This window comes from Gloeobacter violaceus PCC 7421 (assembly GCF_000011385.1).
In the GTDB taxonomy this organism is placed as follows: domain Bacteria; phylum Cyanobacteriota; class Cyanobacteriia; order Gloeobacterales; family Gloeobacteraceae; genus Gloeobacter; species Gloeobacter violaceus.
The window spans coordinates 1,891,172-1,906,238 of sequence record NC_005125.1 but is presented as its reverse complement, the minus strand read 5'-3'; the positions used below and the strand labels follow the sequence as shown (position 1 = coordinate 1,906,238).

At 58.2% G+C, this 15,067-nt stretch carries 12 protein-coding genes; 11 read left to right on the top strand and 1 reads right to left on the bottom strand.

Annotated features, from left to right (window positions below; translation table 11 throughout):
- Positions 1 to 357: 357 nt before the first annotated feature.
- The 11 genes from GLL_RS09280 to GLL_RS09230 all read left to right on the top strand — a co-directional run bounded on the left by GLL_RS09280 (position 358) and on the right by GLL_RS09230 (position 13,214).
- Entirely contained in the window at positions 358 to 1,215 is an 858-nt protein-coding gene (locus GLL_RS09280) for a hypothetical protein (protein ID WP_231848431.1), read from the top strand.
- 69 nt (positions 1,216 to 1,284) lie between these two features.
- On the top strand, positions 1,285 to 3,222 hold the full coding sequence (locus tag GLL_RS09275) for a hypothetical protein (RefSeq protein ID WP_011141786.1): 1,938 nt from the start codon (positions 1,285 to 1,287) through the stop codon (positions 3,220 to 3,222).
- Positions 3,223 to 3,237: 15 nt separating this feature from the next.
- Entirely contained in the window at positions 3,238 to 4,449 is a 1,212-nt protein-coding gene (locus GLL_RS09270) for a glycosyltransferase family 4 protein (RefSeq protein WP_164928857.1), read from the top strand.
- Positions 4,450 to 4,505: 56 nt separating this feature from the next.
- Complete coding sequence (locus GLL_RS09265) at positions 4,506 to 5,666, top strand: DUF1972 domain-containing protein (RefSeq protein ID WP_011141784.1); 1,161 nt, start codon at positions 4,506 to 4,508, stop codon at positions 5,664 to 5,666.
- Positions 5,667 to 5,729: 63 nt separating this feature from the next.
- A complete protein-coding gene (locus GLL_RS09260) occupies positions 5,730 to 6,245 on the top strand; it encodes a serine O-acetyltransferase (RefSeq protein ID WP_011141783.1) in 516 nt (171 codons plus the stop codon).
- Positions 6,242 to 7,744: a hypothetical protein gene (locus GLL_RS09255; protein WP_164928856.1), complete on the top strand. Its 1,503-nt coding sequence runs from the start codon at positions 6,242 to 6,244 to the stop codon at positions 7,742 to 7,744. Before GLL_RS09260 ends, GLL_RS09255 begins: the two co-directional genes overlap by 4 nt.
- 50 nt (positions 7,745 to 7,794) lie before the next feature.
- Positions 7,795 to 8,670, top strand: a complete 876-nt coding sequence (gene rfbA, locus GLL_RS09250; protein WP_011141781.1) for a glucose-1-phosphate thymidylyltransferase RfbA — start codon at positions 7,795 to 7,797, stop codon at positions 8,668 to 8,670.
- Positions 8,671 to 8,716: 46 nt separating this feature from the next.
- On the top strand, positions 8,717 to 9,700 hold the full coding sequence (locus GLL_RS09245; protein WP_011141780.1) for a sugar phosphate nucleotidyltransferase: 984 nt from the start codon (positions 8,717 to 8,719) through the stop codon (positions 9,698 to 9,700).
- Positions 9,701 to 9,721: 21 nt separating this feature from the next.
- Positions 9,722 to 11,188, top strand: a complete 1,467-nt coding sequence (locus GLL_RS09240) for a lipopolysaccharide biosynthesis protein (protein WP_011141779.1) — start codon at positions 9,722 to 9,724, stop codon at positions 11,186 to 11,188.
- Between the two features lie 38 nt (positions 11,189 to 11,226).
- Positions 11,227 to 12,063, top strand: a complete 837-nt coding sequence (locus GLL_RS09235) for an FAD-binding protein (RefSeq protein ID WP_231848430.1) — start codon at positions 11,227 to 11,229, stop codon at positions 12,061 to 12,063.
- Positions 12,064 to 12,143: 80 nt separating this feature from the next.
- Complete coding sequence (locus GLL_RS09230) at positions 12,144 to 13,214, top strand: polysaccharide pyruvyl transferase family protein (RefSeq protein WP_011141777.1); 1,071 nt, start codon at positions 12,144 to 12,146, stop codon at positions 13,212 to 13,214.
- Between the two features lie 324 nt (positions 13,215 to 13,538).
- On the opposite strand, the gene GLL_RS09225 is transcribed toward GLL_RS09230, so the two are convergent.
- Entirely contained in the window at positions 13,539 to 14,936 is a 1,398-nt protein-coding gene (locus tag GLL_RS09225; RefSeq protein WP_164928855.1) for an IPT/TIG domain-containing protein, read from the bottom strand.
- Between the last annotated feature and the right edge of the window lie 131 nt (positions 14,937 to 15,067).

Here is a 15,067-nt window from a genome sequence, read left to right as displayed (position 1 = left end):
ACCGAATCTTAGGCTTTCAGTAGGAAGGGAAAGCAGAAAAGAAAATATTATTGTTTGTCTACATTGATCATGTCTTTATTAATCAATGTTCGACTGAATTAATCAATAAGTATTATTACAAAAATATTGACATTGTTCTTTAGAGAATCCGAGATAATGAGTTCTACCTCTCGGAAAATCTACCGTAGAATAAACGAAAGTGCGGAAAATTTCCCCCAAGCGGGGCAAAACGCAAGCAAATACAATTCAGTATCTTACCTGCGAGGGCAAATGCCCAGCATAACCTTCCACAATCTGTCGAGTCGAACAATGCACAAATTGCAAAAGTTGGCTAATTACTTACGCAATTATTTCCGCATGAGCTCTGAAATTCTTGTGTCCGCTTTCGATATCTACCGCCAGCCAATCAATACATTCACCCGCAAAGGTTACGAGGTTTTTCCTGCTTTTCTTGGCCGCCAAGACTGCAGCAAAATCATTGATTTTGCCAAAAAGTATATGAGTGGTGAAAGCTGCATTATCCCCGCCCAAAACTATCGAACTGACGATGAAGACGGGGGCAAGTGCTATGTCAATTATCGGTCTGAAATTCGAGACATTAATCTTGGTATTGTCCAGTTTATCAATGTTCAGAAGCTGGACCCGCGCTTTTCGCAGCTGTTAACCACAGTGCAGCGGATGCTCGAGGAGCGAACCGGCGACCGTCTGGTGGCGCAGAGTGCCGTCATTCAGCTGGATATGCCCGACAGTACCACCAAGAGGCGGTTACACACCGATGGCTTGACATTGCGCTACAAAGCATTTGTCTACCTGAATGACGTCGTTGGACTGGAGGATGGTCCTTACCATGTTATTCCTTGTTCCCATCGGCATGTCGTGCGCAAGTTGGTTAATTTGTTGTACGTGCGGTGGAAGACCTTGCGCTGGAGTCACGAAAAATACACTCGCTCCGACAAGTTTGGAGACATGGTTCTTTTTTATAGCGGGCAACGCAGCAAGCCGATACTTGGTCAAGCAGGCATGCTAACGTTATCAAATCAGTTGATTGCTCATCAGGGTGGCTACAATCAGAATCCGCGATGGGCGTTGATCCTGAATTTTATTCCCTACAAACATTGGGATGGTAAACCCTTTGATATGTGGCGAAGGGAAGTGGAAACCGAAGTTCGCAATCGGGGCCAAGTGCTGGATGAAGCGCAACTTCACATGTCCTAAATGGGTCGGTAACAGCTGTACCCAATGCAAGCTGAGCGTTAGAACTGTGGATGTTTTTCACGAGAAGGCATGAACATGAACGTTGGGAAAGTCTGGTTGGGACTGATGCATAGTCTCATTCCTGTAGCATGTGTGGGCTTTTTGTGGATGGGCTTTTTGCCCATTGCCCCGTCTCGCGCCCAGGCCACGGGCAAACTGCTGTTGAAGACACCGGAAGCCGATATCGTCAAGAATCGGGTTGTTTTCGGCACAACCCGTGGAAAAATACTGGCAGCAAAGTCAATCACGCTGACCAATTCCGGTTCTGGCCCACTGACGATTAATAGTCTGTTGCTCGGCAATTCGGAGGAAGCCGCAAACGCAGTAAGCGGGAGAACCGCCGATTATCAACGACCCGGAGACTTTCAGATTCTCAACACCCCGGCACTGCCGTTGACGCTTGCTCCCGGCGCTTCTTTGAATCTGTCCGTTCAGTTTGCTCCCCAGCGCGTCTCGAGTGTGGTCTCAGGCAGCCCTACCCACACCACCAACGGCGAAAACTATGCCACTTTGACCATCAACTCAGACGATCCGGCTTTGCCCAGTGCCAAGGTGCAGTTGGCCGGACTCAACGCCGCTGACTTTGAAGGTAATTTCGAACCTTCCATTGCCGAGATTGTCCGCACGTTTGGTTTCGGCACTGTCGTGGGTTCAGAGAGCCTCAATCCTAGCGGGGCTAAAAAATGGCTCGGCGAGGAGGTTTACTCTCCGTACTGGGTGCGCGCCGATGCGAGCAAACCTTTGTATGTGTGGCCACTGGGCAGATACGCCGGCCGCGGCACCGATGTGAGCGGATATACCAACTACTATGCCAAAGCAGGCACCAACGGCAACAACAGTCTCATCTACGCCTTCGTAGGCGGCACAGATGAGTACGGTGGCGAGAACCAGAAATTGTTGCCCAAAGTGACGCTCGACTTCGGTGTCACCAGCCTCACACCGACGACAGGCAATATCGCCGAGTATCCCAGTAGCGCTTTGACTCTCTATCACGGCGACACCTACACCGACGACAACCTGAATAAGCCCGACTTGTTGCACAACTGGCGGCTCTATCCTGCCCGCGACAGTCTCGGTCGACTGATTGTCAACAGTTGGTACGCCGTGGCTGATCCGGGCAATGTTCAGCCTGGGCCCAGCACTCCCAAGAATTTTGATTACAACGACGGGGTATTCTTGCTCACCAACGCACGGCCCGAAAACTCCGGTCTCGACCCGGCCGTCGTCGCCCCTGCTCCCGGCTCCACCAAGCTGGTGTTGTATTTTCGTTCCTCGGTCTCCAACAGCTTGGTGGATACCAATGGCCAGGGCCTCGGTTTTCTCAGTGCCCAGCGCAACAGCAGCGATACGTTCTCCTCAGTGGTCTCCTACGACCCCAGTCTGTTGCGGCTCGATTTCAACAACACCGGCACCCTCGTCTTCACCACCGCCAACTCCAGCCCCAGCCGCACCGACAACACCCTCATCAATGGGTTGCAATTGGCGTTTGACGGTCGCTCGATCCCCTTTACCGTCAGCGCCAAGATCCTCGGACCGCTCTCACAACTCAATACGCCGCCCTATCAGCAATCCGGCATTTTTCTCGGACCGGACCAGGATAACTTCATCAAAGTAGTGGCCCGGGCCACCGCCCCCGGCACCGTCGGCATCGAGTTCTACCAGGAGCGCCGGGCCGTTGGCACTTCGCTAAGCACAATCACCCTCACCGATCCCGCTTCGGTGCAGTCGCTGGAAGTGTTCTTGATAGCCGATCCGACAAACAGCACGGTCCGGGCGGCTTACAGAGCAATCTACCCGACCTTTGACACCGGTCAGGTGCTGCTGCCCGGCACCGTGACGCTGGCCGGGGCGGACAAAGGTCGCTACTTCGACCGCCGCAGCCGGTCCGGGATCATGGCCTACAGCAAAGACGCTCCCGCAGTGCAGATTGTCTACGACAATTTCCAGGTCAACCAGACCAATCCTTGATTCGAGGTGCCAGCCGTGCCGTCCACTGTGCTGAAGGTCTCGCAAAACTACTTTATCCGCGGCGGCTCCGATCGCTATTTCTTCTCGCTGGCCGCGTTGCTCGAGAAGAAGGGCCATTCGGTCATCCCCTTTGCCGCCAGTCAGCCCGAAAACCTCCCCACACCCTGGGCGCGCTACTTTCCGACGGCGGTTAATTTCAGTTCCCCTTCCCCGGCCGACCTCGTGCATTTCCTTTACTCTCGACCCGCTGCCCGGGCTCTCGCCCGCCTGCTTGCCGAACACCGCCCCCACATCGCCCATTTGCACATTTACTACGGACAACTCACCACCGCGATTTTGCCGATCCTGCGCCGCGCGGGCATCCCGGCGGTCCAGACGTTGCATGAGTACCGCCTGGCTTGCCCGGTCTCCACGCTCATCGACGCCCAAGGACAGCTTTGCCAGGCGTGCAGCGGCAAAGACTACTGGCGGGCGGTCGCCGGCCGCTGCAACCGCGGCTCGCTCGCCCGTTCGCTGCTCAGTGCCGCCGAGGCGTACTACGCCCGTCTGCTCGGCGGAGTTGTCGACCACATCGACCGCTTCATTACGGTCAGCCACTTCCAGCGCCGCAAACTCGCCGAACTCGGCGTGCCCGCCCAAAAAATGAGCACTGTGCACAACTTTGTCGATGTCTCGCAAATTGCCGTCAATCCAGTCCAGGGAGAGTATTTTCTCTACTTTGGTCGCGTGGAGCGGCTCAAGGGGATCTTCACACTCATCGAAGCGGCAGCCCCCCTGAAGGACACGCCACTTTTGATTGTCGGTGACGGGGAGGCGCGGGCGGAGGCGCAGGCACTGGTGGAGCGGCGTGGGCTTTCCCACATTCGGCTATTGGGACCCAAGCGCGGCGAGGAATTGCAACAGCTCATCGGAGGCAGCCGCGCCTGCATCCTGCCTTCGGAGTGGTACGAAAATTGTCCGATGTCGGTGCTGGAGGCCTATGCCTTTAGCAGGCCGGTGATCGGGGCGGACATCGGCGGCATCCCGGAGTTGGTAGACCCCGAAACCGATGGGTGGTTGTTTCCAGCAGGCGATGTCGAAGCCTTGCGCGACCGGTTGCTTACTGCCCTGCGCAACCGGGAGCAAACCCTGTCCATGGGCCTGGCCGGTCGCAAAAAGATCGAAAGGCTATTCAGCCAGGAGCGCCATTACGAGCAAATTCTCGACATCTACGCCAAGGTGCTTTAGCAGCCCGCCTTGAGCAAACCCATAACCGCTACTTGTATTCCTCACTGGAGATAACCATGCGCATTGCCTTTTGTGGGACGCGCGGGCTTCCCGCGAAGTACGGCGGCTTTGAGACTGCGGTACAGGAAATTACGGCCCGATTGACCGCCGGCGGGGTCGAGTGTGAAGTCTTTTGCCGGGCGCGCATGTATCCCCAGAAGCTCGAGCACTGCGAGGGGCGCCGATTAATTTACGTCGCGGGTGCCCGCAAAAAAAGCCTCGACACATTCATCTCCTCCATTCAGACCGGTTTGTTCTTGTTGGCCAACCGCGGCCGCTACGACTATGTCTTTTGGTTCAACAACGCCAACCTTCCGGGAATTTTGATCACCCTGCTGAGCGGCATTCCAATGAGCATCAACACCGACGGTCTCGAATGGCGGCGGCCCAAATGGTCGGCTCCGTTCAAGCTCTACTACTTTCTCGCTTCCGCCGTGATCGCGAGGTTATGCGACCTGATTTCTGACTCCAGAGAGCTGAATCTCTACTACAGAAGGCGCTTCGGGGCCACTTCGGTGTTCATTCCGTACGGTGTTCCCCGGCTGCCGGAGGTCTCCGCCTCCCGTACCGCCGAGATTCTCCGGCAATACGGCGTCGAGGCTGGAAAATTCTCTTTGCAGATCACCCGCATCGAGCCGGACAATCTGCCCGCCGAGGCGGCCGGTGCCTTTGTCGATTCCGGGCTCGCCGCCCAAGGTTACAAGCATCTGGTCGTCGGCTACGCCCACGACACGGCCTACGGCCTCGAACTCAAACGCCTGGCCTCCCAGGCAGGTGCGAGCGTGCAGGTGTGCAGCGCGGAGTACGACGCGCAGGTGTTGACGGTGCTGCGCCGCCACTGCGCGGTGTACATCCACGGCAATTCGGTGGGCGGCACCAACCCGGCCTTACTCGAAGCGATGCAGTCCTGCCCGCGGGTGCTCGCCATCGACACCCCCTTCAGCCGCGAAGCGCTCGGCGAGGACGGCGAATACTTCACCGTAACGAGGCTGGCTGCGGACTTGCGTCGAGCGGTGCAATCGCCGGATCGCACCCAGGCTTTGCGTCGGCGCATCGAACAGTTCTACGACTGGGATGCGGTGGCCGACGCCTACCGCGCTTTGGCGGCCCGCCGAGTGGGCGCAGTCCAACCGGTCTTTTCCGCCGAGGAGCGGGCCGGTGTCAAAACCCCTTCTTGAGCGCCGCGACGGCGTGGTTGCCATTTCCCGAGCGCTCGAATCGTTGAGCAGGAGACCCCGGCGATGTTTGAAAACTTGACAGAAGATATCAAAGTCTTTCGCCAACACCATGGCGGTTCATGGCTGAGTTTTTTGTACTACCCGATGTTCACGGCCGTGGTGCTTTACCGGTTCTCAAGCTGGTGCTACCGGCACCGCCTCAAGCCCGTCGCCTACCTGACGGTGCGTCTCAACGACTTTTTGCACGGCGTGTGGATCGGGCCGCGGGTGAAGATCGGGCCGGGCTTGTTTCTGGCGCACGCCCGCGGTCTGATAGTCAACCCGGACACCGTGATCGGCAGCCGCTGCGTGATTCTCCAGAATGTCACCCTCGGTGGACCGAATATCGTGGTCGGGGACGATGTGCTGCTCGGTGCCGGGGCCTTGATCATCTCCCGAGAGCACCGCGTCGGCGGTCTTGCCATCGGGGACAACGCCAAGATCGGTGCCGGGGCGGTGGTGCTCGAGGACGTGCCCGAAGGGGCTGTGATGGTAGGCAATCCGGCCAGGGACGTGAGCAAAAAGGAAGTCAATTGTTGAGGGAATCGGGTGTGCGGGTGCCCTCCCGCGCGGCGGCCGCGCTTGTGGCGCTCTGGTCGGTGCTGTATCCGGCGGCCGGGGCCGCCGCGGAGTTGTCCTCCCTGCAGGCCGTGGGCCGCCCGCGGGCGTTGGCGGCCGACTATTTCGGGTACAACGGCGCCAATTTGCTCTACCGCGTCGATTGGACGACACCTCAGTTTTTGCAGACGCTCGCTTTGCTGCGGCCCTCGACGCTGCGCTACCCGGCCGGGACGGAAGCCAACTACTGGGACTGGCGCAAAGGCTGGTTTGCCGCCGGCGCCGACCTGCCGCCGAGCTACCGCGGGATCCGGCCGAAAGTCGACACCAACCGCCTGGAAGATATCCGGCCGGCACTCAAAGCGGCAGGAGCCAAACCGCTGTTCGTGGTCAATATGCTCACCTCCACCCTCGAAGAGCAACTGGCGATGCTGCGCCGCGCCGAAGGACTGGGCATGCCGGTTACGCACGTGGAGCTGGGCAACGAGTACTACATCGGTCAGCGCGATCACAAAGCCGCCTTTCCCTCCGCCAGGGACTACGCCCTGGAAGCCAACCGCTGGAGTGCCGCCATCCACCGGGCCTTTCCCAAAGCAAAGGTGGCTGCGGTGGGCGCCTCCGTCGTTCCGGAACAAGCCTCCGACCCGCGCTGGACAGGGTGGAACCGCGAGTTGCTCCCGCGGTTGCGGAGCGCCGATGCGGTGACGATCCACCACTATTACAGCAGCGGAATCGGTGATACCCAGTTCAAGCCCTCGCGCGAGGCGTTGCCGGTGCGCTACTCTCCATCCGAGGTGGCCGTGGTGCTGGGAATGCCCTTTTTGGCCTGGTCGAAATTGCAACAAAACGGCTTGGCGCTGGTCGAACCCGACCGGGAAGTCTGGATCACCGAGTACAACCTCTTCGACCAGGGGCAGCCGCTCCCCGGCACCTGGATGCACGGCTTGGGTCTGGCCGCGGCGACCTTGTTGTTCACCGAGGATCCAAAAATCACCCTCATCCAGTGCCATGCCCTCATCGGCAACGCTCTGTTTGCGAGTGTCTTCAGCAGTGAGCGCGGTTTTCGGCTGGCAGGCTTTACCAGTCCCACCGAAGCGCCCGCGACGGTGCCTTTCGCCTTAAGCGCAAGCGGCCGGGCGCTGCAGCTGGTCGGAGATGCCCTGCGGGGAATGACCGATGTCCAAAGGTGGACTGCTCCAGGCTCACCCACCCTGCAGGGGCGTGGGGGATTCGCCTATTCGGCGGTGGCGGCGTGGAGTTTTGGCGACGGCCCCCGCCGGGAGGCTGTTTTGTTGAATCTTTCGGCGGGCGCACAGCCGCTGGCCCTGCCCGCCGCTTTGGCCAACGGCCGATTCGAGCAGCTTTCGGGTGCACCGCTGACCCTGGTGAGCGACAGCGCCTCGTTGAACCACAACCAGGGCCGCTTCGCGGGCAAGCTGGATCTGCCGCCTTACTCCATTACCCGTCTGTCGTTGCCGTGAGCTGCACCCGGCCAGGCCGGCACCACCCAACCACCGAGGAAACTACTGCGATGAAAGGGATCATATTGGCTGGGGGCAAGGGCACGCGGCTCTACCCCCTCACCCTGGGGGTCAGCAAACAACTGCTGCCCGTCTACGACAAACCGATGATCTACTACCCGCTGGCCACCCTGATGCTCGCCGGCATCCGCGAGGTGCTGCTCATCTCCACCCCCCGCGACCTGCCCGCCTACCAAGAACTGCTCGGCGACGGCTCGCGCTACGGCATCGAGATCCGCTACTGCGTCCAGCCGAGCCCCGACGGCCTCGCCCAGGCCTTCGTCCTCGGACGCGAGTTTTTGGAGGGCGGCCCGGCCTGTCTGATCTTGGGCGACAACATCTTCTATGGCTACGGCCTGGGCGAAATGCTTCAAAAAGCGGCCACCCGCACGTTCGGCTCGACGATCTTTGCCTACCGCGTCTCGGACCCAGAGCGCTACGGGGTGGTGGAGTACGACGAGCAAGGGCGGGTGCTGTCGATCGACGAGAAGCCCAAAGCGCCGAAGTCCAACTACGCGGTGGTCGGTCTGTATTTTTACGACGCACAGATAAGCGAGATCGCCGCGGGGGTGAAGCCCTCGGCGCGGGGGGAACTGGAGATCACCGACGTCAACAACGCCTACCTGGAGCGGGGGTTGTTGCGGGTGGAGCGTCTCGGTCGGGGGATGGCGTGGCTGGACACCGGCACGCACGAGTCGCTGTTGCAGGCGTCGAATTTTATCGAGACGATCGAGAAGCGGCAGGGTTTGAAGGTGGCGTGTCTGGAGGAGATCGCCTACCAGATGGGTCACATCGGTGTCGAGGCGGTGCTGGAGCAGGCGGGGCGGCTGGGCAAGACCGAGTACGGCCAGTACCTCAGAAACCTTGTCGAGAAGACAAACCGCTAGAACCCTCCCGCTTCGCAACACCCATTGACTTTACAGGAGCAAAGCGATGAAAGCATTTGTGCTTGCCGCCGGCAAAGGCACCCGCCTGCGCCCCTTCACCGACGCCCTCCCTAAACCCCTGATGCCCGTCATCAACAAACCGGTCATGGCCCACATCCTCGGGCTGTGCCGCAAGCACGGCTTCGACGAGATCGTCGCCAACCTCCACTACCGCGGTGAAAAAATCGTCGAGCGCTTCGCGGACGGACACGACCATGGTGTCTGCCTGCAGTACTCCTGGGAAGAACAGCTCCTCGGCACCGCCGGCGGCGTGCGCAGGCAGGCGGGCTTTTTGGCCGGCGGCCCCTTTTTGGTCATCTCTGGCGACGTGATGACCGACTTGGACCTGGGCGCCCTGGTGCGCTTCCACAAACAATCCGGCGCTGTCGCCACCATGGCGGTCAAAGAAGTCGGCGACCCGAGCCGTTTCGGCGTCGTGGTCGCGGACCCCGACGGCCGTGTGCGCAGCTTTCAGGAAAAACCGGCCAAAGGCACCGAGCGCTCGCGCCTGGCGAATACGGGCATCTACGTGTTGGAGCCGGAGGTGTTCGAGTACATCCCCGAGGCGGCCTTTTTCGATTTCGGCAACGACCTGTTTCCGCTGCTGGTCTGCAAGGGGGCTCCGGTCTATGCGATGGGCACGGGGGCGTACTGGTCGGATGTCGGGACGCTCTCGCAGTATCTGTACACGCACTGGGAGCTGTTGACCCATCCGGAGATCGCCCAGCGCATCGGCGAAGGGACGGTGGTGCAAGCCGGGGCGGTGGTCTCCGAACAGGCCCTGATAGGCTCCGGCTGCACGATCGAGAAGGGTGCGCGGGTGCTGGGGTATAGCTGCGTGAGCGACGGGTGCACGATCCGCGCGGACAGCGTGGTGGTGGACAGTGTGGTGTGGACGAGCGAGCGGTGGGGACACAAGCTCAAAGGCGACCTGGTGCGTTCGATCTGGGGCGACGGGATGCAGGTCTCACTCGGACTGCCCAATCTCTAAGTACACCCACCAGGCATATAGATGAACCTGCGTCACAAAGCAATCAAGGGGGTAGGCTGGTCTGCCGTTCAAAATTTCGGCAGCCAGTTCCTTTCCCTGCTGGTCTATCTGGTTCTGGCCAGAGTACTGGGGCCTGAGACTTTCGGGCTGGTGGCACTCGCCAGTGTCTTTGTGGCTTTTGTCCAGGTTTTCCAGGAGCAAGGGTTCACCGAAGCGATTATCCAGCGCCCTGGGCTCGACCGTTCCCATCTCGATACCGCCTTCTGGACGAACGCGGCCATCGGGCTGGTGCTGACGTTGCTCGGCGTCGCAGTCAGTGGACCGGTGGCAGCCCTTTTCGGTGAGCCGCGTCTTGGAGCGATCATTGCCTGGCTTGCCCCCAGTTTTCTCATCGGTTCGCTGAGCGCCGTTCAGCAGGCGGTCCTTACCCGCGAGTTCGCCTTTCGCGCCCTTGCCGCCCGCCAGCTTGTCGCCACCTTGGCGGGGGGGGCGGTGGGCCTGGCCATGGCCCTTGGCGGCTTTGGGGTGTGGAGCCTCGTCGGTCAGCAACTCGTTAATCAGGCGATTGGGCTGGCGATCCTCTGGTTTGCCAGCCCCTGGCGGCCGGGGTTGCAGATCAGCAAAGCGCACTTGCGCGAGCTGTTCGGCTTCGGGATCAACGTGACCGGTTTCAACCTGTCGAATTTTTTCAACCGCCGCGCCGTCGATTTTTTGATCGGTTACTTTCTCGGACCGGTCGCACTGGGTTACTACAGCATCGCCATGCGCATCCTGACGGTGATGACCATGCTGTTGACGACAACCACCACCCAGGTGGCGATGCCCACGTTCTCCCAACTGCAGCAGCAGCCGGAGCGCCTGCGTTCCGCCTTTTACACCGTTACGCAGTTCACCAGCCTGGTCTCCTTCCCGGCATTTCTGGGGGTAGCGGCCTTAGCGCCGGAACTGGTGGCAGTCGTCTTCGGCGGCCAATGGGAAGCAAGTGTGCCGGTGCTGCAGATCCTGGCACTGCTGGGCCTTCAGCAATCGGTCCTCTTTTTCAACTCGACGGTGCTCGTGGCGATGGGCAAGCCTGCCTGGCGTCTTGGGATCAATTTGCTCAACGCTGTCTGCGGTCTGGTCGCCTTCGCCTTCGCTGTTCATTGGGGGATTGTGGCGGTCGCCGCCGCCTACACACTGCGGGTCTACCTGCTCACGCCGGTGGCCGTCTGGGCGGTGGACCGCCTCATCCGCATTGAGCTTGACGTGTACTTGAGACAGTTCATTCCTCCCTTGATGAGCTCGTTGGCGATGGTATCGGCCATCTGGGTAACCCGGCAGTTGCTTGTCGAGCGGCTCGATCCCTTGTCGTTACTTGTACTCTCCATTGCCGTGGGCGCTGGTGTTTATCTGCTCGCGTTGCGCTGGGGCGCTCCTTCGCTCTTTGAGCGGGCGTTTGCCTACGCCCGCGAATTGTTGCCCAAAGCGGCGGGCAGCAAAGCGTCTTGATCGTATAGGTCGCGTTCTTGCTTCAGGGAGTAACTGTGGTGAGTATTGTTTCTGTCGAATCGAACCAACTTTCCACTTTTCGGACCACTCATCGATTTGAGTGTTACGGAGAATTCAAAAGCGCCGAGGAATTTATGGACTACTGCCGGTGGGCAGACCGGCACGGAGCGAAGGTCTATATCCTCGGAAACGGCTCCAATACTTTGTTCACTCGCTCGTCGGTGCGCTCGCTGGTGCTCAAGAATAGCTTGCCCAAAACCCTCGAACCGCTTCCCGACTACCGCCTGCGGGTATCTTCCACCGTGCAGATCAACGAAGTATTGAACTACTGCGGCCAAAATTCTTTTGACAGCTTTTACTATCTGGCTTCGGTTCCCGCTTCGATTGGCGGAGCGTTGGCAATGAACGCCGGTAGGGGCAAACTTCACAGCCGCACCATTTACGATTTTGTGGAAAGCGTGACGTTTCTTGAAAACGGCGAAGTCAAGACCCTCGCCAACGAGCAGATTACCAGAAGCTATCGCCAAACTGTCTTCACCGGCATGACCCGCAAATTGATCTTGAGCGCTGTGCTGCAATTCAGCCCGGCGGATTTTGCTTCCAACCCTCTGCAGGAACGTCGACAGTGGGCCAAAGAACACCAGGACAATACTCTGCCCAATTGCGGCACAGTCTTTAAATCGGCTTGTTATCCAATCATGGACAGACTGCGGGGATTGCGTATCGGTGAAGCCTGGTTTTCCAGCAAAACCAGCAACTGGATTTTAAACAAGTCGAAAAGCAGCACGCCGATAGTGACCTTGATTACGATAACCAAAATTTTGCACTTGATGGCACTGCAAAAGGTTGAATTAGAAGTGATCAGTGTGGACTAAGTTATCTCCTTTAAATTGACATGGTACTATCGGTTGGATAGCATAGCTTAAAGTCGGACACTAGCCAGGGAAGCTCGACAATGAAAGTAGGAATTCTCTCGTTTCATCACACTAGCAACTATGGGGCAACGCTTCAGAACTACGCGCTCTGGAAAACCATCGACAACCTGGGCTTCAAAGCCGAGGTCATCGACTACCAGCCTTTTGTTGCGATGAAAAACTATTATGTCAGAGAGCTTTTGCCCAGCCGACCCGTATTGAGCAATCTTGCCAAGATCCTCAAGATGAAGCAATTCAGAGAATCGCGCATCCAGCTCAGTGAAGGGGTCTACTTTTCATCGGAAGGCCTCAAGCGCTTCAAACGTTGCTACGACGCCGTTGTCGTCGGGAGTGACCAGGTCTGGTCCACGGACGGATGGCGCGGATACGATCCGTCATTTTTTCTGGATTTTATCGACGGAGAAACAACGCTTAAAATCAGCTATGCAGCCAGTGCAGGCCACACCGAGACCCTGGGTGCCCATCGCAGTAACGTTCAAAGCCTGGTGCGTCAATTCCAGGCCATTTCAGTCCGAGATGCAAACACAGCCCGCGTGATCAAAGAAGAGTGCGCCCTGGATTCGATCCAGGTACTTGACCCAACATTTTTGGTCGGTTATGGAGAGTTTTTGGGCAAAGCGCTTGCCATCGACAGCCCTTTTTTGCTGATTTATAAAATGGGTCCGATGAGTAGCTCAGAGGAGAGTTTTATTCTTCGACTGGCGGGTGAACGCAATTTAAAAATTGTCTCGGTAGGTTACCACCACAGAATTGCACAGTACAACCTGGCTGGTATTGGGCCTGAGGAGTGGGTACGGTACTATTCACAAGCGGCTTATGTTTTTACGGACTCTTACCACGGTTCGATATTCTCAATTATTTTCCACAAGCCCTTCAACGTGTTCGTCTGCAAAACAAAGGCCGCCAAAACTGGCGACTTACTGAACAAACTGGGCCTGATCGAGCGCATTTTTGACGGTGACAAGACAAATACCAGTAATATTGATTACGCGCCTGTACAGGAGCGCCTGACCAGGCGTGTTCAGGCATCAAGAGATTTCTTGATTCGAGCGCTGAGTTCGCGATTGGCTACTGCGAAAAGCTCGGGCTAAATCAGTTATTTCTCGGATGGCTTCTTGCGAAAATGGATTGCCCGAAGCGAGGAAGTTTTTCAGCAGGCGCGGGAGTTGTTCGCGTTCTTGAATGTCACTCCTGCAGAAGGTCAGACATCGCATATGCCCCCCACCAAGGGCCCGCGAGGAGCAGTTCCTTGGGCGTACTGGAGTGGGGAGCAATATGCCGATTTCGAGAGGTGGTGCGCGGCTGGAATGAGTCGGTGGTACCCAGGCTGGCAAGCGAGTCTAACAGGGTACAGAGGTAGCCGTGCTGAACCTAAATCACGGCTACCTCTGTAAAAATAACCTCTCAACTCAAGTTCAGGGCATCCGGATAACCTGCCAATCGGGCGATGCGAGATACCAGTTGGAATAACCCATCTCGCGGTTGTTCACCTGCGCGCCGTTCCAGGGGGCGTAGGCGTCCACCCACCAGTCGGCACCCAACTGCACCAGGGCCGGTCCACTGATTTTCATGCGGCCCTCGACGCGGCAGCTGCTGACGGTCTCGTCCGGCGACCAGGAAGCTCGGGGGGTGCTCATGTACCAGTGGAAGATTTTGTCGGGATGGTCGGAGATGGGCAGCACGACCGAGTCATTCTCGGCGTTGTAGGTGTAAGGCATCGGCTCGGTCTCGCGGATGCTGTACCAGCCGGAGCGCACATAGAGTTGGCCGTCGATCGAGCCCTGGTCGTCGGCGAGGAGCTTCTCGGTGCCGTTGATGGTGCACCAGAGCTTCATGTAGTCGATCTCGACGATGGCTTCACCAGTTTTGCTGGTATCGACGATCGCCTGTCCCCAATAGGTGATGGCCGTGAAACCGTCCGGGGGGGTGCGGGGGTCTTTGACGCAGGCGATGCGCTGGGGCACGTCACTCGGCACACCGGCGTCGGGCACGCTGAAGTCGGTGGTGCTTGAGATCACACCCGCGTAGGTGTTGATGGCGATTTTGCCGGTGCTCGCCGTGCAGGGGATTTTGGTCTTGACTTCCTTGTGGCTGGAGGATTGCCAGTTCTCGGCATAGCCTTTGCCGAAGCCGATGCTGGTGATATTGAGCAGGTTGATGCCCTTGATGGTGACGTCGGTGGCTGGATAGGCGGTGCCGTTGGTCGGGGTGAAGCTGGTGATGCTCGGCGGATCACTAGTAAAGCTTGCCGAACTGACGGCGGAGCCTCCGGTGGTGGTGACGGTTACCTTGCCGCTGACATTGCCTGTTTTGGTGGTGGTGGTGAGCTGCGTCTCCGAGTCGCGGACGAAATTCAAATAGATGCTGCCGATTTTGACGGACTGGACGTTGTTGAAGTAGGTGCCCTGGATGACCACCTTGGTGTCGGGCGGGCCGCTGATGGGCGAGAAACTGGAAATAGTCGGATTGTTGACTGTAACGGTGAAGGTGCTGGAGCTGGTGAGCAAGCCGTTGCTGGTCTGAATCGAAATTGGACCGGTTTTGGCATTGCTGTTAGTGGTGGCGGTCACCTGGGTGCTGGAGTTGCGGGTAAAGCCGACATTGCCCCCGCCCACCTTGACCGAACTGACGTTGCTGAAACCACTGCCGTTGATGACCACCGCTGTCCCAATCGGGCCACTGGTGGGCGAAAAACTGGTGATTGCGGATGTAGTTTGAGCCAGTGCCTCCTGACTCAGAAGCGGCAATGCAAAAGGCTGAACGGTCGCAAGCGCAACCGACAGGAACACAGCAGAACCTGATATGCGTGACATATAAATGCATACCTCAAGAGTGATGAATTGTGGATAGCTATACGAATCCGGATTGTGCCTGCCCGAGCGCGCTTCGGTCAGGCGCATGAGCCGAATCGATTTGCCTAATCTTCAAGAACGGTTAAGTGCCG

Coding starts and splice junctions, on each gene's coding strand:
- GLL_RS09240 (WP_011141779.1), top strand. CDS start 9,722: ATGAACCTGCGTCACAAAGCAATCAAGGGGGTAGGCTGGTCTGCCGTT.
- GLL_RS09225 (WP_164928855.1), bottom strand. CDS start 14,936: ATGTCACGCATATCAGGTTCTGCTGTGTTCCTGTCGGTTGCGCTTGCG.
- rfbA (WP_011141781.1), top strand. CDS start 7,795: ATGAAAGGGATCATATTGGCTGGGGGCAAGGGCACGCGGCTCTACCCC.
- GLL_RS09280 (WP_231848431.1), top strand. CDS start 358: ATGAGCTCTGAAATTCTTGTGTCCGCTTTCGATATCTACCGCCAGCCA.
- GLL_RS09275 (WP_011141786.1), top strand. CDS start 1,285: ATGAACATGAACGTTGGGAAAGTCTGGTTGGGACTGATGCATAGTCTC.
- GLL_RS09230 (WP_011141777.1), top strand. CDS start 12,144: ATGAAAGTAGGAATTCTCTCGTTTCATCACACTAGCAACTATGGGGCA.
- GLL_RS09245 (WP_011141780.1), top strand. CDS start 8,717: ATGAAAGCATTTGTGCTTGCCGCCGGCAAAGGCACCCGCCTGCGCCCC.
- GLL_RS09260 (WP_011141783.1), top strand. CDS start 5,730: ATGTTTGAAAACTTGACAGAAGATATCAAAGTCTTTCGCCAACACCAT.
- GLL_RS09265 (WP_011141784.1), top strand. CDS start 4,506: ATGCGCATTGCCTTTTGTGGGACGCGCGGGCTTCCCGCGAAGTACGGC.